General features: G+C 68.8%; 21 protein-coding genes, 1 tRNA gene and 2 pseudogenes. 15 read left to right on the plus strand and 9 right to left on the minus strand.

Annotated features, from left to right (window positions below):
- Positions 1-6 precede the first annotated feature (6 nt).
- Positions 7-162 (minus strand): hypothetical protein, encoded by a 156-nt coding sequence (locus LHJ74_RS09960; RefSeq protein ID WP_260217543.1) that lies wholly within the window; start codon positions 160-162, stop codon positions 7-9.
- A gap of 394 nt (positions 163-556) precedes the next feature.
- Here LHJ74_RS09960 and LHJ74_RS09965 point away from each other — a divergent pair, with 394 nt between their 5' ends.
- The 4 genes from LHJ74_RS09965 (at position 557) to LHJ74_RS09980 (ending at position 4,738) form a co-directional block, all read left to right on the plus strand.
- A complete protein-coding gene (locus LHJ74_RS09965; protein WP_260217544.1) occupies positions 557-1,858 on the plus strand; it encodes a TrkH family potassium uptake protein in 1,302 nt (433 codons plus the stop codon).
- On the plus strand, positions 1,851-2,513 hold the full coding sequence (locus LHJ74_RS09970; RefSeq protein ID WP_260217545.1) for a potassium channel family protein: 663 nt from the start codon (positions 1,851-1,853) through the stop codon (positions 2,511-2,513). The genes LHJ74_RS09965 and LHJ74_RS09970 overlap by 8 nt, the downstream gene beginning before the upstream one ends.
- Positions 2,514-2,668: 155 nt before the next feature.
- Positions 2,669-3,142, plus strand: coding sequence for a hypothetical protein (locus LHJ74_RS09975; protein ID WP_260217546.1), 474 nt, complete (start codon positions 2,669-2,671; stop codon positions 3,140-3,142).
- A 654-nt stretch (positions 3,143-3,796) separates the two neighbouring features.
- Positions 3,797-4,738: a hypothetical protein gene (locus LHJ74_RS09980; RefSeq protein WP_260217547.1), complete on the plus strand. Its 942-nt coding sequence runs from the start codon at positions 3,797-3,799 to the stop codon at positions 4,736-4,738.
- A gap of 890 nt (positions 4,739-5,628) precedes the next feature.
- Here LHJ74_RS09980 and LHJ74_RS09985 read toward each other — a convergent pair.
- Positions 5,629-7,040 (minus strand): annotated as a pseudogene (locus LHJ74_RS09985) (IS1380 family transposase).
- 322 nt (positions 7,041-7,362) lie between these two features.
- On the opposite strand from LHJ74_RS09985, the gene LHJ74_RS09990 reads away from it, so the two are divergent.
- Positions 7,363-7,596 carry a hypothetical protein gene (locus tag LHJ74_RS09990; RefSeq protein WP_260217548.1) on the plus strand — a complete coding sequence of 78 codons (234 nt, stop codon included), beginning with the start codon at positions 7,363-7,365 and terminating at the stop codon, positions 7,594-7,596.
- Positions 7,597-8,435: 839 nt separating this feature from the next.
- Here the strand turns inward: LHJ74_RS09990 and LHJ74_RS09995 are convergent.
- Both LHJ74_RS09995 and LHJ74_RS10000 read right to left on the minus strand, forming a co-directional pair.
- Positions 8,436-8,585 (minus strand): annotated as a pseudogene (locus tag LHJ74_RS09995) (NUDIX hydrolase); the annotation flags it as partial.
- A gap of 70 nt (positions 8,586-8,655) precedes the next feature.
- A complete protein-coding gene (locus LHJ74_RS10000; RefSeq protein ID WP_260217549.1) occupies positions 8,656-8,865 on the minus strand; it encodes a hypothetical protein in 210 nt (69 codons plus the stop codon).
- A 167-nt stretch (positions 8,866-9,032) separates the two neighbouring features.
- Between LHJ74_RS10000 and LHJ74_RS10005 the strand changes: the two genes are divergently transcribed.
- The 6 genes from LHJ74_RS10005 (at position 9,033) to LHJ74_RS10030 (ending at position 11,976) form a co-directional block, all read left to right on the plus strand.
- Complete coding sequence (locus LHJ74_RS10005; RefSeq protein ID WP_260217550.1) at positions 9,033-10,265, plus strand: helix-turn-helix domain-containing protein; 1,233 nt, start codon at positions 9,033-9,035, stop codon at positions 10,263-10,265.
- A 173-nt stretch (positions 10,266-10,438) separates the two neighbouring features.
- The gene (locus LHJ74_RS10010; protein WP_260217551.1) at positions 10,439-10,786 is read left to right on the plus strand and encodes a DUF6415 family natural product biosynthesis protein; all 348 of its coding nucleotides are present in this window, start codon (positions 10,439-10,441) and stop codon (positions 10,784-10,786) included.
- Complete coding sequence (locus tag LHJ74_RS10015; protein ID WP_260217552.1) at positions 10,783-11,010, plus strand: hypothetical protein; 228 nt, start codon at positions 10,783-10,785, stop codon at positions 11,008-11,010. Before LHJ74_RS10010 ends, LHJ74_RS10015 begins: the two co-directional genes overlap by 4 nt.
- Positions 11,007-11,228, plus strand: a complete 222-nt coding sequence (locus LHJ74_RS10020) for a hypothetical protein (protein ID WP_260217553.1) — start codon at positions 11,007-11,009, stop codon at positions 11,226-11,228. Before LHJ74_RS10015 ends, LHJ74_RS10020 begins: the two co-directional genes overlap by 4 nt.
- Positions 11,229-11,306: 78 nt before the next feature.
- Complete coding sequence (locus LHJ74_RS10025) at positions 11,307-11,699, plus strand: UCP032817 domain-containing protein (RefSeq protein ID WP_260217554.1); 393 nt, start codon at positions 11,307-11,309, stop codon at positions 11,697-11,699.
- A 34-nt stretch (positions 11,700-11,733) separates the two neighbouring features.
- The gene (locus LHJ74_RS10030; RefSeq protein ID WP_260217555.1) at positions 11,734-11,976 is read left to right on the plus strand and encodes a hypothetical protein; all 243 of its coding nucleotides are present in this window, start codon (positions 11,734-11,736) and stop codon (positions 11,974-11,976) included.
- Between the two features lie 565 nt (positions 11,977-12,541).
- Here LHJ74_RS10030 and LHJ74_RS10035 read toward each other — a convergent pair.
- Positions 12,542-12,613 (minus strand) — tRNA-Val (locus LHJ74_RS10035).
- 177 nt (positions 12,614-12,790) lie between these two features.
- Between LHJ74_RS10035 and LHJ74_RS10040 the strand changes: the two genes are divergently transcribed.
- The 3 genes from LHJ74_RS10040 (at position 12,791) to LHJ74_RS10050 (ending at position 15,225) form a co-directional block, all read left to right on the plus strand.
- On the plus strand, positions 12,791-14,050 hold the full coding sequence (locus LHJ74_RS10040; RefSeq protein WP_260217858.1) for a hypothetical protein: 1,260 nt from the start codon (positions 12,791-12,793) through the stop codon (positions 14,048-14,050).
- 280 nt (positions 14,051-14,330) lie between these two features.
- Complete coding sequence (locus tag LHJ74_RS10045; RefSeq protein WP_260217556.1) at positions 14,331-14,552, plus strand: FmdB family zinc ribbon protein; 222 nt, start codon at positions 14,331-14,333, stop codon at positions 14,550-14,552.
- A 58-nt stretch (positions 14,553-14,610) separates the two neighbouring features.
- Complete coding sequence (locus tag LHJ74_RS10050; protein WP_260217557.1) at positions 14,611-15,225, plus strand: DUF4383 domain-containing protein; 615 nt, start codon at positions 14,611-14,613, stop codon at positions 15,223-15,225.
- 35 nt (positions 15,226-15,260) lie between these two features.
- On the opposite strand, the gene LHJ74_RS10055 is transcribed toward LHJ74_RS10050, so the two are convergent.
- From LHJ74_RS10055 to LHJ74_RS10065, 3 genes are read right to left on the minus strand one after another with little or no spacing between them, the layout of a single operon-like run.
- Positions 15,261-16,115 carry an HAD family hydrolase gene (locus LHJ74_RS10055; protein ID WP_260217558.1) on the minus strand — a complete coding sequence of 285 codons (855 nt, stop codon included), beginning with the start codon at positions 16,113-16,115 and terminating at the stop codon, positions 15,261-15,263.
- Positions 16,112-18,670 (minus strand): phosphoribosyltransferase, encoded by a 2,559-nt coding sequence (locus LHJ74_RS10060; RefSeq protein ID WP_260217559.1) that lies wholly within the window; start codon positions 18,668-18,670, stop codon positions 16,112-16,114. The genes LHJ74_RS10055 and LHJ74_RS10060 overlap by 4 nt, the downstream gene beginning before the upstream one ends.
- The gene (locus LHJ74_RS10065) at positions 18,667-19,836 is read right to left on the minus strand and encodes an HpcH/HpaI aldolase/citrate lyase family protein (protein WP_260217560.1); all 1,170 of its coding nucleotides are present in this window, start codon (positions 19,834-19,836) and stop codon (positions 18,667-18,669) included. Before LHJ74_RS10065 ends, LHJ74_RS10060 begins: the two co-directional genes overlap by 4 nt.
- A gap of 274 nt (positions 19,837-20,110) precedes the next feature.
- Between LHJ74_RS10065 and LHJ74_RS10070 the strand changes: the two genes are divergently transcribed.
- Positions 20,111-21,241, plus strand: a complete 1,131-nt coding sequence (locus LHJ74_RS10070) for a TerD family protein (RefSeq protein WP_260217561.1) — start codon at positions 20,111-20,113, stop codon at positions 21,239-21,241.
- 19 nt (positions 21,242-21,260) lie between these two features.
- Here LHJ74_RS10070 and LHJ74_RS10075 read toward each other — a convergent pair whose 3' ends face one another.
- Entirely contained in the window at positions 21,261-22,010 is a 750-nt protein-coding gene (locus tag LHJ74_RS10075) for a Tellurium resistance (protein WP_260217562.1), read from the minus strand.
- Between the last annotated feature and the right edge of the window lie 159 nt (positions 22,011-22,169).

Below are 22,169 nucleotides of genomic sequence, written 5' to 3' on the forward strand. Positions count from 1 at the left end.
CCTGTGTCAGTCGTGGAAGGACCCGTCCCGGCGACGGGCGTGGTTGCTCAGCAGATGACGGCACTGGGGGCAGTGACGCATGAGCCCACGCTTGACGACGAAGGCGATCCCCGCAGTGAGCAGGTAGAGCGCCCCGACCGCCCAGCTCTGGAACAGCCGCACCAGACCGGGCTTCGTGCATGTCGAACAATCGCGGCAGCCAGACGCCATAAGTGACCCCCATGGAGATATCGGGCGCGCCTCCCCGGCGCGCTGCCACGACCCTAGATCAACGGTCACGATGCTTCTGTCGCCGCCCTGCAACCGTTCGGCAACCGACGCTGCCGTCATTCCCCGCCCTGCCCCGTTGCAGTGGCCGCGGCGCTGGCGGCGCGGGGTCCGGCTCACGGAGTCAGGTAGTTTGTCCCCCGTCCCTGTGCCGCCTCCGGGCGTGCCCGCGCCCACCGGTGACAGCGACCGGCGTTCTACACACACAGAGAGCTGAAGCGACGTGAAGAGCAGGGGAGGCGCAGTCCGGCGAGCGACCGGCGCGGCCGGGCTTCACCACCCCACCCAGGTGATCAGCACCGGGTTCGCGGGCGCTGTGCTGATCGGCTGCGCGCTGCTGTCGCTGCCCGTCGCGACCGAGTCCGGTGAGCGCGCCGATCTGATCGACGCCCTGTTCACCTCCACCTCCGCGGTGTGTGTGACGGGGCTGATCACCGTGGACACCGGCACCTACTGGTCAACGTTCGGCGAGATCGTCATTCTGGTGCTGATCCAGGCGGGCGGGCTCGGCATCATGACGCTGGCCACGCTGCTCGCGGTGCTGGTCTCCCGGCGCCTCGGTCTGCGCGCACGGCTGCTGGCGCAGGTGGAGACCAAGTCGCTGACACTCCGGGACGTACGCCGGGTGGTGCGCAACATCGTCCTGTTCAGTCTCGGTACCGAGGCGGTCATCGCCGTGATCCTGACGGCGGTGCTGCTCGTCGGGCACGACCGGCCGTGGGGCAGCGCGGCGTACGAAGGGGTCTTCCACGCGATCTCGGCGTTCAACAACGCCGGATTCTCCCCCCACAGCGACAGTCTGATGAGCTATGTCTCCGACCCGTGGGTGTGCCTGCCGATCGCCTGTGCGGTCATCCTGGGCGGGCTGGGTTTCCCCGTGATCTTCGAGCTGCGCCGCTCCTGGCGGCGGCCCCGCGGATGGTCGGTGCTGACCAGGATCACCCTCGCCATGACTCTCGTGCTGCTCGCGGTGGGCACGCTCACCCTCACCGCCGCCGAGTACACCAACCCCAGGACGCTCGGCCCGCTGGAGACCTCGAACAAATGGCTCGCGGGTTTCTTCGCCTCCGTGATGGCCCGCACCGCAGGTTTCAACAGCATCGACACCTCCGCGCAGGGGCCGGAGAGCCTGCTGGCCACGGACATCCTGATGTTCATCGGCGGCGGCAGCGCGGGCACGGCAGGCGGCATCAAGATCACCACCTTCGGGCTGCTGGCCTATGTGATCTGGGCCGAGATGCGCGGCGAACCCGGAGTGCGGGTGGGCCGCCGGCGCGTACCGAGTGCCAACCAGCGGCAGGCTCTCGCGGTCGCCCTCACGGGCATCGCCGCGGTCGTGGTCTCGACCTTCATCCTTCTCGGCCTGAGCACATACAGCCTGGACCAGGTCATGTTCGAGGCCACCTCCGCGTTCGCCACGGTCGGCCTGTCGACCGGGATCACCGACGACCTGCCCACCGGCGGGCAAGTGGTGCTCATCGTGCTCATGTTCATCGGCCGCATCGGCCCACTCACCGTGGCATCGGCTCTGGCGCTGCGAGACCGCGTCCGGCGCTACGAACTGCCGGAGGAAAGGACAATCGTTGGCTGACCACAAGGACGAACCCGTCGTCGTCATCGGGCTGGGGCGTTTCGGCAGCGCGCTGGCACTGGAACTCGCCAGCCGGGGCACCGAAGTCCTCGCCGTCGACAGCAGGGCCAAGGTGGTGCAGAGCCTCGCGGGCGAACTCACGCACACCGTGACGGCCGACTGCACCGACATGGAGGCACTGCGTCAGCTCGGCATCCCGGACTTCTCCAAGGCGGTCGTCGGCATCGGCACGGACATCGAGTCCAGCATCCTGACGACCTCACTCCTCGTCGAGCTGGAGATAGAGGACATCTGGGCCAAGGCGATCAGCCGCCAGCACGGCCGCATCCTGGACCGGATCGGTGCGCACCATGTCGTCTTCCCCGAGAACGACATGGGCGAGCGGGTGGCACATCTCGTGTCGGGACGCATGCTCGACTACGTCGAGGTCGACGAGAACCACGCGATCGCCAAGATCAAACCGCCTCGGGAACTCGTCGGCGTCCCGCTGCGCGACACCCGCATCCGCAGCCGCTACGGCCTCACCGTCGTCTCCGTCAGGACCGGCGACGCCGGGTTCACGTACGCCACGCCCGACACCGTGCTCACCTACTCCGACGTCATCCTCATCCTCGGCAAGATAAACGACGTCGAGCGCTTCGCCGAGAACAACTGACGCTCACGGCCTCGCCTGCCGCGGGGGAGGTCGTAAGGGCTGCCGCGTGTGCAAGGCCATGCTCAACCGGGGAGATACCAGAGGGAAGAGAGATCGTCCGGGCGACGCACCGGGCGAAGGAAGCACTCTCGACCCGAACCCGACAGGAGAAAACCATGGCCGTGCACGTCTGCTCCCTCATCCGCAACACCGCCCAGACCATCCCCGCCGACGGCTACCACATCGTCCGCTTCCCCTTCGGCAGCGCCGAGTCGCTGGACCGGCACGGCATGCACCAGATCGAACAACCCGACGGCCACCGGATCGGCGACTGGGACGCCGAGGACCGCTCCGGGCTGATCTGGCCCTCCGTGGACGGCTGGGGCGGACTGACCGCGATGATCCAGTGGGAGGACGGCGGTTACACCGAACTGCGGGACCAGTACATACGCGACCCGCTCAACCTGTCGACCGGCCCGGACACCACCGCGACCGATCACCGGCCGCCCTCGCCCGGGATGCAGTGCTACACCAAGAGCCACGAGATCATGGTCCACCCCGGCACGCCGCTCGCTCTCCGCGTCCACCACAACGACAGCCGGGCACGGCGCCTGGTGCACGCGCAGTTCAAACTCGCCGTCCACACCTGAGAGCACGCGCCCGAGCCCTGAACGCGGCTGACGCCACCCTCGATGAGATACGCGAATGCACCCAGCGCAACGAAGAAGTACCTCCTCCCCGGCGACACGGTGCCCTGGTTCACCCTCCGCCTTCCCTGACCCAAGTTCCGACTGACCGCATCGGTCGACGCAATTGCCGCTTCCAGCCACGAATCCTGGTCGAAGCGTCGACCGATCGAGCGAGCTGGGGACGAGTGGGGCTGCGGCTTCGTTACTGGTCGACCTGGGGTCGAGCTGGTGGGCGCAACAGGGATCGAAGCTGTGACATCTGCCTTGTAAGTTCGCTCGCACCCGACGTATGGCCGCTGCGGCACGTTGCTATGACGGCCTGTCGTGGGTGCTCACGTACGCCCTCATCTGGTGCCGTTGATGTCAGACGGAGATGTCAGCACTCCGGGTGCAGGCATAACCCCCCAGTCCCGCAGATCATCCGCGCTCCCCCAGGCCAGGCCGGTGCAACGTGGGTCACCCCCTGCCGACGTCTGTCACCGCTGGCCACCCTCGCACGGCCCACAGACGGCCCAGGCGTCCCATGATGGCCCCGAACACAAAGAGTGCCTATACGACTGCATGGAGCAGCGATAGAGTCCCACCAACGTGGTTCCCGATCATGAGGGAGAAAGCATGGGCAACATTGAGCGAACAGTGGCCTTCTTTGAAATCGTACGAGGAAAAGATGCCGACAACGCTCGAATGGAGAGAGTTCCCTGGCAGCAGTCATTATCCGCTCTGGCGCACCGAGAACCTCGCAGTCGCATCTATAGCAGCGACAGCGGAAACTACCTCGGACAGACTGTCGAACTCAGCAATCGACAGCATCTCCTCGTGGGGCGCATCACCACGGGACCGCTACAAACCGTCGACCTAGACCGACTTCTGATCGAAGAAATGCGACTGGAAGGAAACAAAGGAACAATCGATACAACTGCTGTTTGCTTCCTTGACTTCGGCAACATTATCGGCATCATGCAAAGCAAGCAGGGTTCTCCTCGCGCTTCGGCAATCCAAAATTGGATGAATGCCTGCGGATTAGCCGATGAGGAGATTGCCCTATGGCCTGTAATCAGCGACCACACCTGGGAAAAGTTGGAAAATGCCAGCGCAGTACATAGTTTCGAGTTCACCTACCGCCCCAACCCTCTCGCTCCCCCACCAGAAGAGGTAGGGCTAAGCACTTACAACAAAATCTCCAATGAGCGCTACCCTGACCATAAGATTACCGTGAAACTTGAGGTGCCAAAGAGGGGTGGCCTAAGCCCCATGGCCAAACTTCGAGGGCATCGAAGAATGCAAGAAGACATCCACTCCTTTATGGCGGAGTTGGGTTACCTGGAAGGACCGACAGGAGTTGAGCGAGCCCGCGCCATCGTAACGGTAGAGAATTCAGATGGCGAGTACGTAGAGGAACCACTTGACTTCATTAAGCATCATGTGACAGTAAAGACGCGCGTAGAGGTGCACAGCGGTGACTCCCGCCCAAGCCCACACGCATCCATCGACGGGATCATGGAGGCGGCGCGCCTCCACAAAGACTCACTGAAGGCCGCTGTCAGTGCTGACGACTAGGCTAGTACCCCTCGGAGCTAGGAGGGGACATGAGGGCTGCATTACGCCGGTTGTCAGACTTCTGGAGTGAGCACCCCCGGACCGACTGGGTGTTGGCTCTTGTTTTGATCGGCTGCCATGCCCTATCTCAGGTGGCACTCAGCCATGAGACGTTCGGCCTAGCACAGCTAAGCGCGGAACGCCGGAAAGATATTTACACGACGACTGCCTCAGTCGCCGCTTTAGTCGGAGGCTTCGGAACTGCTGCAATCGCCCAATACGCAAGTGCCAACGGCAGAGGTATCCTGAAACTGCGACGCTGGTTCGGCGACAAGTTGCGAAGAAATTGGTCAAGCATATTGACCAGCATGCTGGCAGTTTCTGGCGGATGCCTGCTGGCCCTTATCGTGGACCGTTCAGCCCACGCGGGATTATCGATTTGGCTATTTGAAATCCTTCTGGGGTTGGGGATTTTTCGAGCACTTCGACTAGTATGGCTATTCAACCTGCTCATCCGCTTTGCTGATCGCGATGCCCTCGACACTCCCCGTTCTCCAGGCGTTCGGATTCCTGAACCTCCACCACGTCAGGGACGGTAAGCCACCAAGGCGTAGCGGCTTTGGGCTGGAGCTGGCTTGGGGCGAGAGATCGGGGCCCGTAAGCTTGCCGCGACTCGGGCAGCTCCTAGCCTGCCCGCAATAGCCCGAAGTGGGCCCCGATCTTAGAGGCTCGCCCCAAGGTGGCTGCCTAACCTCGAAGTTTCATGACGGTCCGCCGACGGAGTCGGTGGACCGTTTTCGTGCCGTGGGCTGAGAGTGGGCAGGTCGAGGGCCCGCGTGTCGCCTCGGGGAGGCGCCGGGTTCCACTGCTCCGGTGTCGGGCTGCTGTCGTGGGGACGGGAAAGTTGCTGGTCAGCCGGGGTTTGGCAGGAGTGCGAGCTGGTCGAGTGCGGCGGTGATGTGGCCGGTCCAGGGCCAGTGCCGGGTCAGGCGGAGAATCCGGCGGCGGCCGGTAGTGACGAGTTGTCCGGCCGCGGTGAACAGACGGAGCCGCAGGCGGCGGGGTTCCCAGAGGCGGGCCTTGCCGGTCAGGGCGAGCATCGGCATCCAGGCCAGCAGATCGAGGGCGATCTGCACGATCTCCAGCCAGATCCGGTTCTGGTCGGTGCGGTGCAGGGGAAGGTTGCGCAAGCCGGTGGCGCGGGCGTTTCGGATGCGGTCCTCGGCCCGGGCCCGCAGCCGGTGACGAAGTTCGAGTTCGGCGATCGGCCGGCCCGAGGTGTTGGTGGCGAAGCACGTCAGCCGCATGCCGTCCGCGTCGGTGATCCGCAACTGGGCCCCGGGGTGCGGTCGTTCCTTCCTGACGATCAGCCGCATGCCCTTGGGCCAGCCGTCCAGGAGGTCGCCGGTGAGTTCGGCGACCCAGGCACCGTCGCGGATCTCGCCGTCCGCCTCGACGGCCGGGGTCCAAGCCGTGGCCGGGACGTTCAAGACGTGTTGGTGGATCACTTCGGTGATCACCATGCCGACTGAGTAGGACAGCCACCGTCCTCGCCGGGCGAGCCAGGACACGAAGTCGTGGGTGCCGCCCGCGGAGTCGGTACGGATCAGCGTTTGCCGTCCCCGGCGGTACTTCTTCGGCAGTTGGGCTAAGGCCAGCTGAGCGGTGGTGATGTGGTCGGCGGCCGTATTCGAGCCAGCATTCCCCGGTCTGAGGAGAGCGGCGACCGGCTCACCCGTCCCGCCGGATCCGTGGTCGACGAAGGCCATCAGGGGGTGATGGCCATAGGTCTTCTTCCAGGTCGCGGCCGCATCCTCCTTGTCGGAGTGCGCGATCACCAGGACGCCGTCGAGATCGACTGTGACCTGCCCATCGGCATCCGGCGCGTTCCGGTCCGCCAACCACCAGGTGCGAGAACGGGCTTCGGACCGTGCGGACCGGATGGCCTGCAGGGCCTTCTCGCCGGAGGCGGCGAGACTGTTGATCAGTCGGGATACGGTCGGGTCAGAGGCGACTGCGCCGAACATGGCCGGCTCGCACCGCAGCATCGCGACGTCCGCAAGACAGTCCCCGCCCAGTGCGACTGCCAGGGCCACGTCCAGGAGGGCCTTGCCGGGATCGTGGACGGCCCGCGGTTTGCGCCACGGAGCGAGAGCCTGGGATATGGCGGTTTGCGCCACGGAGCGAGAGCCTGGGATATGGCCTGGTCAAGGCCGGTCTTGCGGACCGTTTCGACGAGCAGGACCGCCCCGGCTTGGGAGACGACCTGTCGGCCGTCGCCCTGGACTCGGACGCGGGGATAGGGCCCGATACGCTTCTTCACTGGAAGAGTGCTTCCTTCATCGTGCCAACAAGGCTCTCAACATGCTCTACCGGTGCGGGCCAGGAGTATTTCCCGCCCACTGCGAGCGGCCACCCACACCTCGGGAGACTTCGACATGGTGCACGCTCTAGCACTTGGGGCCATCGTGGCACTCTTTGGGCTTTCCTTCTTCGTGTACGTAGCCCTCCGGGCACTGTTGGGTATTTTCGTCGAAAAGGTACGACTCGGTACACGGGGCGTGCGTGCCCGAGGGACGTGTGTCGGATATACGAGCGGCCGATATGGCAATGGTGTCATTGTTACGTTTGCGAACTTCTCTGGCATGACGAATCAAATGGTAGCCAGTGCGTGGGAGGGTGTTTTGCCGGAAAAAGGCAGCGAGGTAGAGGTCGTCTACCTGCCGCAAAACCCGAAGGTAGCGGGGGTCTGGCCGGTTCGCGCACTCATTCCCAACGCCATCTATATGACGGTGGCGGTCCCGGTGCTTCTGGCGGCGGGCATGGCGTGCTTGTTGGCCATAGCCTGGATCGCCAGAACTGTGTGGTTCTCCGGCTGACCTCGACTCGGTGGGGAGTTCCTCCACCTATGGCTGCGGGTGGGCGCCGGACGACCACGGCCGACCCCACCTGAGACGATCTTCCTCGATCAATCGGAAGGCTGTCGGCGGGATCCCACGGCCACCCGTCACGGTCACCATGCCCCACGGGCAGGCTGATGTCGTTTCAGCAGTTCCGGTGTAGCGGGACCACGAAGGCAAGGGCGGCCACGAGGGTGTCGCATGGGTTGCGGGTACCCCGATGCTGTCTGGCGACTGCCCGCCGCCACCAACGTTCAGCCCGGTCTGGGTAGTCACTCCACAACCGTTGCTTTACGCGGACATGCATGTGCGATCCGACGCAGCGATTCACCTGAGAAGTGCTCTTCGACTCTGCGGTCGTAGCGTCTTCAGAGATCCTGTCGTTGCAGGTCAGCCCTACCTCTACCTCTCATGCCCACGCCACGAATAGCACCCTTCATGAAAGCGCGAGGCTAAAGCCGTGGAGCCGACCGTCCCAGCAACGATGGCGCCCATTCTCTGGGCTCGCTGCCGCGCGCGGACCGGCGGTCGGGCCGGAGTGGGGCGGAGACAGGAACGTCGGCCCGGCGGCAAGCCGGGCCGCGCGGCGAGCGGAGCGAGCCCTTGATGACGTAGGGAAACTCTGACCGCGCAGTGGCTCACGTGGGGCTGATCGCAGGTGCTCTGCTCGGCTGCCGTGGCTGTATGCCCTCATCGCTGGACACCCCTCAAGGAGCTGCCGAGCTAGCCGGATCGCTGTTGCCGCGGCTCGGGAACCGTTGGCTGCACACGCAGGCGGTTGCGGAGCGTGCCCGCGAGGCGTCGACAGCAGTGCCGGACCCGCCGCCGGGAAGTGCACAGAGATCGTTGTCGGTCTTGTGGATGAGCAAGAGCTCTCCACCCTCGTTGAGCGCGACAGTGGTCACGGACGGACCGATGCTGTTCGCCTTCGGTGCCTGCGGATCATTGAAGTAGTCGACACGGACCATGCACCCAGGGTGCCATGGCTGCCCAGCAGCGTTACGCGGGCGATCACCGACGTTCGTGCTGTCCTTGGAGTCATAGCCACACGGTTGGTCCGCCGCCCCGCCACTCGATCAGGTGAGGATCGTCCAGCCGCACGGCCTCTGGGTCGAGGCCGACGCGGCGGAGGAACTCCAGCAGATCGGCCGCCGAGTGGGCGATGCCGATGGCCTCCCCATCTGCCCGCACTCGCCTGCCGCCGGTGGGGCTGGGCGGGTATACGACGATCCGGGCAGCGTGGGCCATGAGGCCAGAGTGCGGCCGGACCGTACCGCGCGCACGCTGGGCGGGCCGGGCTCTGGTCATGGCGATGGCCCCCACCCATACCTGGTGGAGGCCAATCGCTACCCGCCGCAATGTCACGGGCGTACCGTTCTGAGTGTCTGCTCGACACGAGAACGAGGAGCACCAGTATGCCTGACGACACCGAGGTGAGCGCGCTCGCATTCGGCCAGCGCGTGCAAATCCTGCGCACTCGCCGAGGCATGACCCGCCCAGTCCTGGGCGGGCTGCTCGGGAAGTCGCCGAGCTGGGTGAAGCAGGTGGAGCGGGGCGTCATCCACGTGCCGCCGCTGCCGATGATCCTGCGGATCGCCGAGGTGCTGCGGGTGCGCAACCTCAGCGATCTCACGGGAGACCAGTCCATGCCCATGGAGCTGTTCATTGGCCCCGGCCACCCCCTCCTACCCGCAGTCCGCGCGGCCGTTGACGCGTTCCCTCTGGCCGATGACCGGCCCGCACCGGACGCTGCGCATCTGCGCGCGCGCCTCGCGCACGCGTGGACGGCCCGCCACTCCGCACCCAACCACAGGGACGTCATTGGCCGACTGCTGCCGAATCTGATCCTGGACGGGCAACTCGCGGTGCGTCAGGCAGACACCGCCGCCGATCGCCGAGCGGCACAGTCCCTACTCGCCGAGGTCTACAGCCTCAGCCAGTTCTTCCTTGCGTACCAGCCCGACTCCGCGCTTCTGTGGCGCGTCGCCGAGCGAGGCATGGTAGCCGCCCAGGAGAGCGAGGACCCGCACGCTCTCGGCATGGCCGCCTGGCTGGCAGCCGAAGCACACCGCGACGCCGCCCACTACGACGGCGCCGACGCGGTGGTGCAGCGATGCTTGCACCACCTCCAGCCCCAACTCGCCGACGGCAGCGACCAAGTGCTCGCGATCGCTGGTGCACTCCAGGTCGCAGCCGGGTATACAGCAGCCCGTCGTGGGGACACTGGGACGGCGTGGGGCTGGTGGGATAAAGCCGACAAGGCGTCGAAGGCTCTGCCCGAGGGCTACTACCACCCGGTCACGTCCTTCTCCCGAGCCATCATGGGCGCTCACGCGGTCACGCTCGCCGTAGAGCTGCATGCGGGTGGTGAGTCCGTACGGCAGGCGACACGGGCGGACGCGAAGTGCATTCCGTCCCGGCCGCGTCGTGCTCGCCACCGCATCGAAGAGGCGCGGGCGTACCAGCTGGACGGGAAGCCGGAGACAGCGCTGGAGACTCTGGACAAGGCGCACACGAATGCGCCGGAGACGGTGCAGTACAACGGCTATGCCCGCCGGATCATCCTGGAGGAGACGGAAGCGAAGGCGCCGGGGCGTCGGCAGCGCGCAGCGGACCTCGCCGTGAAGGTGGGCGTACTCGCCGCGTGAGCCAGGGAAAAGGGAGGGGCAGGATGCCTGCCCCTCCCCGGCATTCGGTGTCCGTACCTTCGGTGACCACCTGATCACCGAACCGGGAGGGTCACCGTGTCAGCCATCCACGGCAGCAGTCCGCAGGATCACGCCCGCCGTACGGCGTCCGACTCCCGCCAGGGGGCCGCACGGTGAACGCCGTACCGAACACCACCGCCCCGGTCGACACCGCTGCGGTGCGGGCCGCGATCGAGCGCGCCCAGGAGATCCTGGCGCTCCCCGGCCGCCCCGACCTTGCCCCGATCGAAGCGGAGTTGCGCGGCTACGCCGAAGCACTGCTGCCCGTGGCCGAGGCGGGGACCGCCAAGCTGTGGCGCGGCAGCCTGAAATGGTGGCAGCGCCGCTCACGCCTGGACATCGTCCACCGCACACTGGCCCAGCCACCCCCCACCGACCCGCTGGCCGCACACGCCCACCTCTTCCACCTCACCGCCGACTGCCGCGTCCTCCTCAACCAGCTGGCAGGGGAAGAGTGGTGACCCGCGCCCGCGCGGCGGACCTCCTCAAGCCCGCCGGACCCTGCTGCCACTGCAAGCAGCACGCGGAAGAGCGCATAGCCGTCGACTACGTCGAACGCGCCTCCGGCCCCGCAGGTGAGGTGCTCGGCTGCCTCCCGTGCGCCCGGTCACTCCTGCGGTGGGGCACCGGCCACCCCTGGCTGGCCCAGGACCTTGCCGCCATCGACAGGGAGCGCAAGCGGTGAGCGGCCACGAGATCGTCTACGAGACGCTCACCGTCACTGCCGACTCCGTCCGCCTCGGCGACCTGGTCCACGTACACGGCGCCGAGCGCCCCGTGCGGAACATGCGCTCGATCGCCGGAGGTCACAAGGTCCTCCTCTTCGACGACGGAAAGCCGTACCGCCTTGCGGTGAGGGCCGAGCTGCACGCCCGCCGCCCGTACGCGCCCTTCCCCACCTGAGACCGGTTCCGGCCGTCTGCTCCCCCGTAGCGGACGGCCGGAACCACCACAAGAGATCCACCCGAGAGAGGAACAGACATGACCGAATTACTCTCCCCGGACCAGATGAGCCGCGTGCTCGTGACCATCCGGGACAACAACCCCGGCATGACCGAGCCAGTCGCCCGCCGCATCATCGGCGAAGCAGCGAAGTTCGTCGCGGCTGGCGCCCAGTTCGACACCCCCATGGCGCCGTCCCGAGTGGTGGATGAGGGCTGGCATGCCCTGATCCTGCACACCGCCCTGTACCGCGACCTGTGCCAGCGGCACGGCCGGTTCGTGGACCACCACCCCGGCTACGACCCCACCCACTACGACCCGGCGATCCTGGACCGCACCCGAGACGCGATCGTCCGGGCCGGGTACGAGGTCGACACCGGCTTGTGGACGCCGACCCCGCAGCCTCCTGTCGCGCCGAGCGTGGACGCGTAGGCTCGGCCGCACCAGCACGAGAAGGGACGATCCCGTGACCGAATCCGAGGCCCGCAGGGTGGAGCGGATGCTCCACCGCATGGAGCGGCCCGGCGTCGCCGCCCCATCCGACCCGCTTCAGGCGGACGGGGACTGGCGGATCTACGACCGGCCCGAACCGGACCTGCGCCGGGACATCACAGCCGAGGTACTCGACGCTCTGGGCGGCGAGCAAGAGGGCGCGGCCACGCTACCTGTCGGCGGCCGTGCAGTCCGCGGATTCATCGTCCCGGCCTGACTCCCGACCGAGCCCCCGGCCACCGCCCTCATCGTGGCGGCTGGGGGTGGCGCTGCTGGCGTACACCGCCGCCGTCCGCTGACAGTTCGTTCACGGCTGGCCTACGAGGTCGGCCAGATCCGTGTCAAGGGAGTCCGCGATGGAGATGGGCCAGTCGATCCGTGCGGAGATGACGCCCAGTTCGGTGCGATAGACCATGTGCCGGAGAGGCTGGCGTTCTCGGCCAACCGCTCCTGGCTGCGGTTGGCCCGCACCCGCGCCTCTGCGACATTGCGGCCGATCTGACGGCGGGCGCGGAGCACTCTCTCGGAGGGCGGATCGGCCCTCCCGGGCTCGGCACGGCAGACAAGCCGGGCAAAGGCGCCGGGCAGCAGGGGCGTTGACGTGCGTCGGACGTCGCGCTCGCTACGGGGAGCGTCCACATCGCTGTGGACGCTCACACCTGTGGTGACGCGGGGTCCGCGTGGGAGAGATTCGGGAGACGATCTTGGTTCCCGAATGTGCTCGGACGTTCCCCAACGTGCCTGACGCTCGGAAGAACGTGCAGGTCATTTAGTCAAACCAGTGGGCGCAGCAGGGATCGAACCTGCGACATCTGCCTTGTAAGGGCAGCGCTCTACCGCTGAGCTATGCGCCCTGGGTGCGGATGAGCCCACAGGATACCTTGTCCGCACGGCCTGGACGCAAACTGGCGGCTACCGGCCATCACCGGGGGTAGATCGTGAACGGAATGACCCGTGTGTTCGTTGTCCCAGGGTGGGAGAATGAGCACTGATCCACCGGCTGCGGCACACGGGGAGAGGATTTCGTGGCGATGAACGGCGGCGGCACCCGCCGATGGGGCTGGGGCAGCGGCCGTGCCGACAGCCTGCGGGCCGATGCGCAGGCCGCCAAGGACGCTGCGGCGGCGGCCTTCTATGAGCTGGACACCGCGCAGCGGGACTTGCGGATCTCCATCGAGACGATCACCGCTGTCGAGGATTCGCCCGCAGGCCGCAAGGCGGTTCAGGATTTCGCCGTGCTCGGCACCCGTATCGATCAGGTGAGTCACGAGTACATCACCGCGGTCGACGCCCACGATCTGGACCGCGACGACCTCGATTCGGGCACCGCGGCGCGGGCGCGCGCCGAGCTGAACAAGACGACGGAGGATCTGAAGCGGGTCAAGGGCGATCTGGACCGCTTCGAGCGCGGTCTCGGCAGGCTGCTGGACAAGGCGGAGACGCAGCTGGCCCGGCTCGCCCCGGCCGTCGAGCGGGGGCGGCAGGGGCTGCTGGCGGCGTCCAACGCGCTGGATGCCGTACGCGCTTCGGGCCTTGCGGCCGATGATCTCGCGGCCCGCCTGGCCGCGCTCTCGCCCGAGCTGACCAAACTCAACCAGGGCGCGGCCCAGCACGGCGTGGCGGAGACGCTGCACCGTGCCGAACGGGTCGCGCGGGAGGCCGAGGCGATCCGGGGGGAGGCCGAGCGGCTGCCGCAGACGGCGGCGGAGACGGACAAGCGGCTCAGTTCCCTCCGCACTCGTGCGCAGGCGCTGCACACCCGCGCGGGCAAGGTCGAGCCGGTCCTCAGTGAGCTGCGCAGACGCTACAGCGCGGCCTGCTGGCAGGACCTCCAGCAGGTCCCGGACGAGGCGGTGCGTACGGTACGGCAGGCCGAGGAGAAGCTGCGGGAGGCCCAGAAGGCGCGCGACGAGCAGCGCTGGCCGGACGCCACCGCCCAGCTGTCGACGGTCCGGGCCCTGCTGAACACCACCGACGAGGCGGTGAAGGCGGCGGGAGACCGGCTCCAGCGGCTCAACGAGGTGAGCTTCGACCACACCTCGGAGGTGGAGCGGGTGCGGTTCGCGATCCGTGACGCCCAGCGGCTGGCGATGGCTGGCCGCAGTACGCCCGATCCGCGCCACGCGCGCCCGCTGGACCAGTCGGTGGAGCGGGTGGACCGCGCGGTGGCGGGGCTGACCGGGCGGCATCCGGATTACTGGCACTTCCTCACCGAGCTGGATTCGGTGAAGGAGACGGTGCAGGGAGTGGTGGAGCAGATCCGGCAGGAGCGCGGGGCAGGCGCCCACTAGGCTCTGTTCGGGCGGTCTTTGAGGATCAGTTCTGCGGCGTCCGGTGCCGGGGTCTCCCCGCCGCAGGCAGGGGACGGATCACAAGGCGGAGGATCGCCTTCGTACGGGGCGTACTCGGGCGAGTCCGACAACGCAGCGAGGATGGGACCTCCTCAGGGCCGAGGGGACGGGTGCCGGGCGTCGCAGACCCGAGAAGACCGCTGGGACAGAGCCAGGGCCGTCCCGGCCCGGCCCCCCGGGGCTCTGCCCGGTCCCGGGGCGTCGCGGCTATGCTTCGGGCATGCCGCGATACGAGTACCGCTGCCGCCAGTGCGGCACAGATTTCGAGCTCCGCCGTCCGATGGCCAGCTCGGGTGACCCCGCCAGCTGCCCGGAGGGTCACGGGGACACCGTCAAGCTGCTCTCGACCGTCTCCGTGGGCGGTGCCGCGGCGAGCGGTGCGGCACCGAGTGGCGGCGAGGCGAGCGGCGGCGGATGCTGCGGGGGCGGCTGCTGCGGTTGAGATCGGCCGGGCGAGGGCGGATGCTGGAGGGATTACCGTCCGGTGAGGAGGGCCGCTCATGGCTGCCATCCGCTCATGGCGCCACACGGCGCTTGATGAGCATCTGCCCGTCGACCACAAGCTGAGCCAGGTCTACCGCATCGGTGCCGGGCTCATGGGTCTGTTTCTGCTGGTATTCGGCGTCCTGGGGCTGATCGACAGGATCGGCTTCTTCGACCGGGGCGGCGACACCGTCGCGGGGCTGAACACCAACGGCGCGCTGAGCGTCCTGTCCATCGTCGTCGGGCTGCTGCTCTTCTTCGGCATGGTGCGAGGGGGCAACCTCGCCTCGACGCTCAACAGCGTGCTCGGGGTCTGCTTCCTGCTCAGCGGCTTCGTGAATCTCGCATTGCTGGAACGGAAGTTCAATCCCCTCGCGTTCGACATGGAGAACGTGATCTTCAGCTTCGCGGTCGGACTGCTGCTGCTCGTCTTCGGCATGTACGGACGGGTGAGTGGCGCTCTGCCGCACGACAATCCGTACTGGCGTGCCCGCCATCCCGATCAGGCACAGTTCGAGGAGCGCGGCCGTGAGCTGTTCCGGGAGCGTGCCCGGCGGCGCGCGGAGCTGGAGCGCAGTGCCCGCGGTGATGACGTCCGGCGCCCGAGCCATGAGCACGCGGGACGCAGGTAGCCCGGCGGACCGGCCGGCGCGCGGCGACGGCGCGGCTACCGCGTGAGCCGGAGCGCCTCCCGCAGGATCCGCTCTCCCGCCGCCACCCCGCGCTCGGCGAGCGCGGTGATGTGCGGGGCGGACCAGCCGCTGTCGGCGAGTTCGCCGTGGCCGGGGCGCCAGCCCGCGTCTGCGGCGAGCAGCAGGTCGGCGTCGAGGTGGGAGTCCCCGGCGGCGTACGTGCGGGTGGCTTCGACGCGGCGGGCGACCTCGGCGACGGCGGCGCTCTTGGTGAGCGGACGCGGCACGGCGTAGATCTTGCGGCCCTGGAGGGAGACGGTCCAGCCGCGCGGCTCGGCCCAGTCGGCCAGCTCCTTCGTGTACGCGTCGGGCAGCCGGTCCCGGTCGACGACGAGGTAGGCGAACAGGTCTTCGGCGGTCCGCTCCTTGAGCAGCCAGGCGGGATCGGCCGTGGCCAGCAGATGGGCGCGCACCTCGGCGAGCGGAGCGCAGTCGGTCAGGTTCCGGCGCACCTGCGCCTGCCAGCCGGTGTCGGGTTCGCCGTCGATGAGGAGGTGGCCGCCGTTGGCGCAGACGGCGTACGGGGCGGGCGGGCCTGGCAGCCTGATGCGGGCGTACTGCTCGCGGGTGCGGGTGGTGGCGGGCACGAAAAGGGTGCGCCGGGAGTCTGTGCCGCCGGAGCCCGTGCCGCCGGAGCCGTCGCCGCCGGACAGCTTCGTGAGCAGCCCCGCCGCGGTCTCGGTCAGGTAGGAGAGCGGCCGCCGCTCGTACACCTCCACGCACAGCAGCCGGGGAGCCTCCCCGTCCGGCATGGTCAGCGCCAGCGCACCGGCGGAGTAGATGAGGGTGCGGTCGAGATCGCTGGCTATCAGCGTGGTGGGGGTGCTCACTGGACGGCCTTCCCGTCGGCGCCGGTGGCGCCCCTCGTGTATCTGGGGTGGATCAGGCCGACGCAGCTGTAGGGCAGCTCGTCGACCTCCTCGACGGGGACGCCGCGCTGCCCGGCCAGCAGTCGTACGTGGTCCAGGTCTCGGCCCGCGCCGCGCCGGGCGAGCACCCGCCAGGGCACCCGGCGCAGCAGCACCCGGGTCGTCTCGCCCACTCCGGGCTTGACCAGGTTGACGTCACCGATTCCGTACTCCTCGCTGATCCGCTCCACCGCCCGCCAGCCCTCCCAGGTCGGCGTGCGGTCGGCGGCGAGCAGCTCGCGCACGTCTGCGGCCACCTCGTCGCGCACCTCGTCGAAGCGGGCCTCGACCGCCTCCAGGAAGAGGCGTGAGACATCCGCTCCGGCCAGCTCGCGGTAGAACTTCCCGCCGTGGAAGTCGTCCGGGCCCACCATGTCGTCGCGCAGGACGGTGCGCGAGATGAGTCCGGAGACGGTGGAGTTGAGGCAGGCGGAGGGGATGAGGAAGTCCTCCCGGGTGCCGTACGTACGGACGCAGCCGCCCGGGTCGGCGAGCACCGCGATCTCCGGGTTGAAGCCGCCGAAGGAGGCGACGGCGTCGGCCAGCTCGCGGGTGATGGCGCCCTTGCCCGTCCAGCCGTCGACGAAGACGACGTCGGCGGGGTCGTGATGCGCGGCGAGATAGCGGAGGGCGGTGGTGTCGATACCGCGTCCGCGCACGATCGACACGGCGTAGTGCGGCAGTTCGACGCCGTGCACGTGCCGCGCCCAGCGGCGCATCAGGACGCCGACCGGTGTCCCGGCGCGGGCGAGCGAGACCAGTACGGGGTGCGGGCCGCGCTCGGCGAGGACGGTCTCGGTGACCGCGCCGACGGCACGGGCGATGCGGGCGGCGGAGACGTCCAGCGCACTGTGGAAGAGGCGCTGGTAGTCCTCACTGGGCTGGTACTCGACGGGCAGCGACTCGGCGTAGTGCGCGCCGCCGCTCTGGATCGCCTCCTCGCGTTCCTCGGTCGGGGCCTCCAGCTCCGCCTCCGAGACGTCCTGGAGGAGCCAGCCGACGTCCTCGGGCTCGTAGGAGGAGAAGTGCGGGCCGCGCAGCGGCTGGGGCAGGGGTACGTAGCTGGGCACGACGCCGAGCAGCACGGTGCCGGTGTGCGGGGCGAGCCGTGCCAGCAGACCGCCGGGGGCGTGCAGGGCGGGCGTGTCGGCGGTGGAGTCGACAACCGCGACCACCGCGTCGAACCGGCGGGCGGGGTCGCTGCCCGGGGCGACGTTGTAGGCGTAGCGCTCGCCGGGGCCGTCGGCGGGGTCGTCGTGGGCGGGGAAGGCGAGCCGGGTGCGGATCGCGTAGGCCGGGTCGTCGACGGCGAGGACGGGCGAGCGGGTGGTGGTGGAGAAGCGGACCTCGGCGGTTTCGCCCAGGCGCTGTTCGAGCGCGAAGGCGAGGCGCAGCGGCGCATACATCAGCTCCTCGCAGCCGAGCACCAGCACCCGGGGCACGGGTACGGCGGCGGCGGCGGGCGCAGGATCGCCGGGTGCGGCGGGTGCGGCGGGCAGGGCGCCCGCGCCGGTGAGGGCATCGGCAAGCCGTGCGGCCATGCCCGGCAGCGCACCGTCCAGCCGCTCCCGGTGGGCGAAGGTGAAGCCGTGCCGCCCGCCGTCGGGGAGGCCGGAGGGCCAGCCGAGATCGACTCGCAGGGCGTCCGGGTACGAGGCGGCGGGCTCCGGCTGCGCCTCCTCGGCCGCCGCGGCGTGGCGGGCGACGAGTTCCCGGCCGCGTTCGAGTACGTCCGCGGGCAGCTGTATCCGGCCCGAGGCCAGCGCCACCACGTCCACCCGGGCGCCCAGTTCGGCGCCGAACTTCTCCAGCGCGGCGGTGTCCTGCGCCGAACGCATGTCGACGAGGGCGACCACCACGTAGCGCGTCCTGGGATGGCTGCGGTGCACCGCGGCGATCGTGTTCCGTACGGTGCGCCCAGTGGAGAACTCGTCGTCGACCAGCACCAGCGGGCCGTCCCCCGCGAGCAGTTCCCGGTTCTCCGGGAGCAGCAGGTGGGAGGAGGCGTGCGAGTGCTCCTCCTCGAAGCCGCCCACCGCCGTCATGCCGCGCACCGGCCGCCGGGTGGAGTGCAGGCAGGTGACGGAGGTGACCGGGCCGTCGCCCATGGCGGCTGCCATGCCGTCCGCGACGCTGTGACCGAGGCCGGTGGCCGTCTCGGCGTATCCGAGCACGACCGAGCGGCTCGCGGATTCGCCCAGCAGTTCGCGCACCCGGCGCCCGAGTCGGGCACCGGCGCCCAGTACGAGCATCGGACGCTGCGGCACATGCTTGCCGAGCACCTGGGAGACCAGCAGGTGTGCGCGCTTCGGGTTCTGCCGCAGGGCCAGGCCGACCAGGCGCTTCACCTCACCGGTGACTTCGGCGCCGAGCCGCTCGGCGACCCACTCACCGGGCCACACCGCTTCGTCGGCGGGCGCCGCCGCTCCGTCCGGCCGTACCGATTCCCGCACTCGCTCCCGCTCTCCGTCGTTCATTTGATCCCCGCCGCCAGCAGATCCACGAAGCCCACGCCCTCCCGTGCCACACCGAAGACCTCGCCGCGCAGCAGGGTGCGTTCGGCCCAGGCGCGGTGGGGCTTCACCTCGTTCATCTTGTTCGTGTAGGCGGAGCGCAGTACTCCGCCACCGCCGCGCTCCGGCCGCAGCACGTCGGTCGCATCGCTGTACTCCTCGTGCGAGACGACCGACAACGCGTGCACGGGCGCGACGTGCGAGGGGTGGATGCAGGTCTTGCCCAGCAGTCCGTTCGCACGGTCCATCTCGATCTCGCGCAGCAGACCGTCGATGTCATGCTCGATCAGGGCCGTCCGCAGTTCCTGCGCGCGCCCGCTGAGGAAGGGGCTCTGGCGCAGCTGAGGCTTGAACATTCGTTCCTGCAGCCGGAAGTACTCCCACACCGGGCCGGTCACGGTGAACCCGGTGCCGTCCGCCCGGCCCAGCACATTGACAACGTCCCCGATCACGGACGCGACGAGCTGCACGTCGTACGCCGTCATCTCGGGCGTACGGCGCAGCCCGTAGGCCGCGCAGAAGTCCGTCACACCGAGCCGCAGCGCGAGCACCCGCTCGCGGTGCTTCTCCACCGCTCGGCCGATGCCCGCCAGGGTGGCCGCGCGGGTCTCCAGATGCATCAGCTCGGGCGACTCCAGTACGGGCATGGCGAAGAGCCGTTGGCCGCTGGACGCCTCCGCGTCGGCCAGGGCCTCCAGGAACGGCAGACCGGTCTCGGCGGTGAACTTCGGCACGACGAAGCCGGACAGCAGGCGTACGGCCGGGCCGAGCCGCTGGACCAGGTCCGGTATCTGCTTCGGGGTGCGGACGCGGATGAACAGCAGGGGCAGCCCGCCGTCGGCGTAGGAGTCGGAGGCGAGGTCGGTGAACTGGCGCACCAGATTCTCCTCGGCCCCGGGCACCTCGCTGTCGTCGATGGAGTCCTCCAGGCAGAGCACCATGGAGACCACTCCGCGCCCGGCCTGTTTGAGCACGTCCTCGGCGAGCGAGTCGCGGGTGGCGGGGCTGTAGAGCGTGGCGCCCAGCGCGGCGGCGAGCGTACGGACCGGGGATTCCGGGCCGAACTCAGCCGGTTCCTGGTGGAAGAGGGTGTGCCGGACCTCAGGCGGTAGGTGCCTGAAATGCCGCATGGGATTCCCGTCTCTGCATGTCGTCCATGACCTGTCCCGGCCCTGTCCCCGGTCCTGTCTCCGGTGCCTCCGACCCCCCGCCCGGCCGCTCACGGGCCCGTTCCTGGCAGGTCCCGCTCACGTTCCGCAGCCCCGAAGGGCGAGATCCGGCCACTCATCGTACGTTCGAGTGGGGGTCAAGTGTTCCCCATGGAGATGAAGAGCGCATTACCGACAAGTACAAGCGGTCGCCCCGCGTTGTCCGCTGTGGCGTCCGGAGGGCAGGATTGAGGGTATGACCCACGAGATGATGAAGGGCTCGAACATTCAGCTCAGCACGACGGCGGTGCGCGCCGTGCTGCGCTGGACTCCCGGGCCGGGCGGCGTACCGGATGTCGACGCCTCCGCCCTCGTTCTGGGCGAGGAGGGGCGGGTCCGCTCGGACGACGACTTCATCTTCTACAACCAGCCGCGCCATCCCTCGGGCCTCGTACGCCACCTGCCGAAGGCCCGCGAGGCGGACGGCCTGACCGACACCGTCGAGGCCGATCTGGCGGCACTGGAGAGCTCGGTCAGCTGCGTGATGCTCTCCGCCTCGGCGGACGGCGGCACCTTCGCCGACGTACGCGACCTGCGGCTGACCCTGCACGACGCGGCGCCGGGCCCGGCCGGCGGGGCGGGTGCGGACGGCGGTGACGGGCGGGGCGAGGTGCTGGCGTCGTTCGCGATAGCCCCCGAGACGGGCGCGGAAACGGCACTCATCTGCGGGGAGCTGTACCGGCGGGGCGACGGCTGGAAGTTCCGCGCACTCGGGCAGGGCTACGACACCGGACTGATCGGACTGGCGACCGAGTTCGGCATCTCCGTGGACGAGACCGGCGGGGACGGCGGGGACAGCGAGGACGGCGAACCGGCAGGGCGGACGGCACGGACGGCGCAGCCCGGCGGAAGGGTGCCGGAGCCGCCGGCGGAGCCGGACTTCCCGGAGCCTTCTCCGGTGCCCGAGCCCCGGCCGGAGCCTCGACCCGGTCCTCGGCCCGAGCCGGAACCCGCACCGGAGCCCGTGCCGGAACCGCCAGGCCCCGGTCCTCGGCCTGTACCGGACCCGGTCCCCGGGCCCGGCCCCGCTCCTGGCCCTGGCCCCGGCCCGGCTCCGGAGCCGCCCGCTCCCGAGCCCCATCCGCAGCCCGCCGGGGCCTCTGCCTCCGTCTTCTCGGTGCCCGACGACCAGGCGACCCAGGCTGCCTACGGCTTCCCGCAGCCGCCTCAGCACCCGCCGTCCGTCCCGCCCGCGTACGGCTATCCGCAGCCCGTGTACGGATACCCGCCGCAGCAGCCGCAGCAGCCGCCGGCCGCGGCGAGGGCGCCGGGCAGCGCGAGCACGGGGGAGCTGCCGCCGCAGGGGCCTCAGTTCCTCAACCAGTGACCCGGCTCCCGGGAGCGGGTCAGGAAGTCCCGGTCTTGTAGCCGCGCCCCCACTGCAGCCCCCAGCCGTACAACCGGTCCAGTTCCGACTGGAAACCGTAGACATAACGCACCTCGCGGCGTACGACGAAGTCGTCCTTGTCGTGCTCCAGCATCAGCACCGCGCACGAGCGAGCCTGCGGTGCCCGCTCGTCGACCGGTACCTCGATCCGCGCACCGTTGCTGGGTATCAGCGTGACCAGCGCGTGCGCGCGGTCGAACGCCGGGGTGTTGTCGTAGATGTAGACGAAGACGAGCAGACGCTTGATCTGCTCCTTGTGGTCGAGATTCACATGCATCGTCTCGCCGGACGGGGAGCCGAACCGGTCGTCACCGCTGAGCTTCACGAAGGGCGGGGCGTTGAAATCCCCCAGCAGTTTGCCGAGCGGCTGGACCACGCCCTTGCTGCCGTCCACCAGTTCGTACATACAGGCGAGGTCGAGGTCGAAGTTCACCACGCCGCGGGTGTGCGCCTGCACCACCTGCGGCTTGAATGCCTGGAGCGGATGCCGCAGCGACGCGCCAAGAGGAGGGCGGCTGGAGAAGTCGGCGCTTCTCGACCGCCAGGAGAGGTTGACCTGAAGGCCTCCGGTGTCCGCGCCCTGCTTGGTCAGCGACACCACCGGGTGGCGCCGGCTCAGTTCGACCGCATAGGTCGACGGTCCGCCGGCCGTGTCGAACTTCGGCCATTTGCCCATGCCCTGCCGCCAGTTCTCCCAAAGGGAGACCATCCCCACCCCCACCGCACCCTGGTCAGTCCGACAGCCACGGGGCGGTGGCGAGCCGGGCTCGCCACCGCCCCCGCTGAGAGCGTTCCGCAATCGGACCGTGATGACACCCCTCGGGGGCACGGGATCGCTCCCGTGCCCCCGGCGTTCCTTGGTCAGCGG

Origin of the sequence: Streptomyces gossypii, from assembly GCF_025165795.1 — a bacterium.
In the GTDB taxonomy this organism is placed as follows: domain Bacteria; phylum Actinomycetota; class Actinomycetes; order Streptomycetales; family Streptomycetaceae; genus Streptomyces; species Streptomyces gossypii.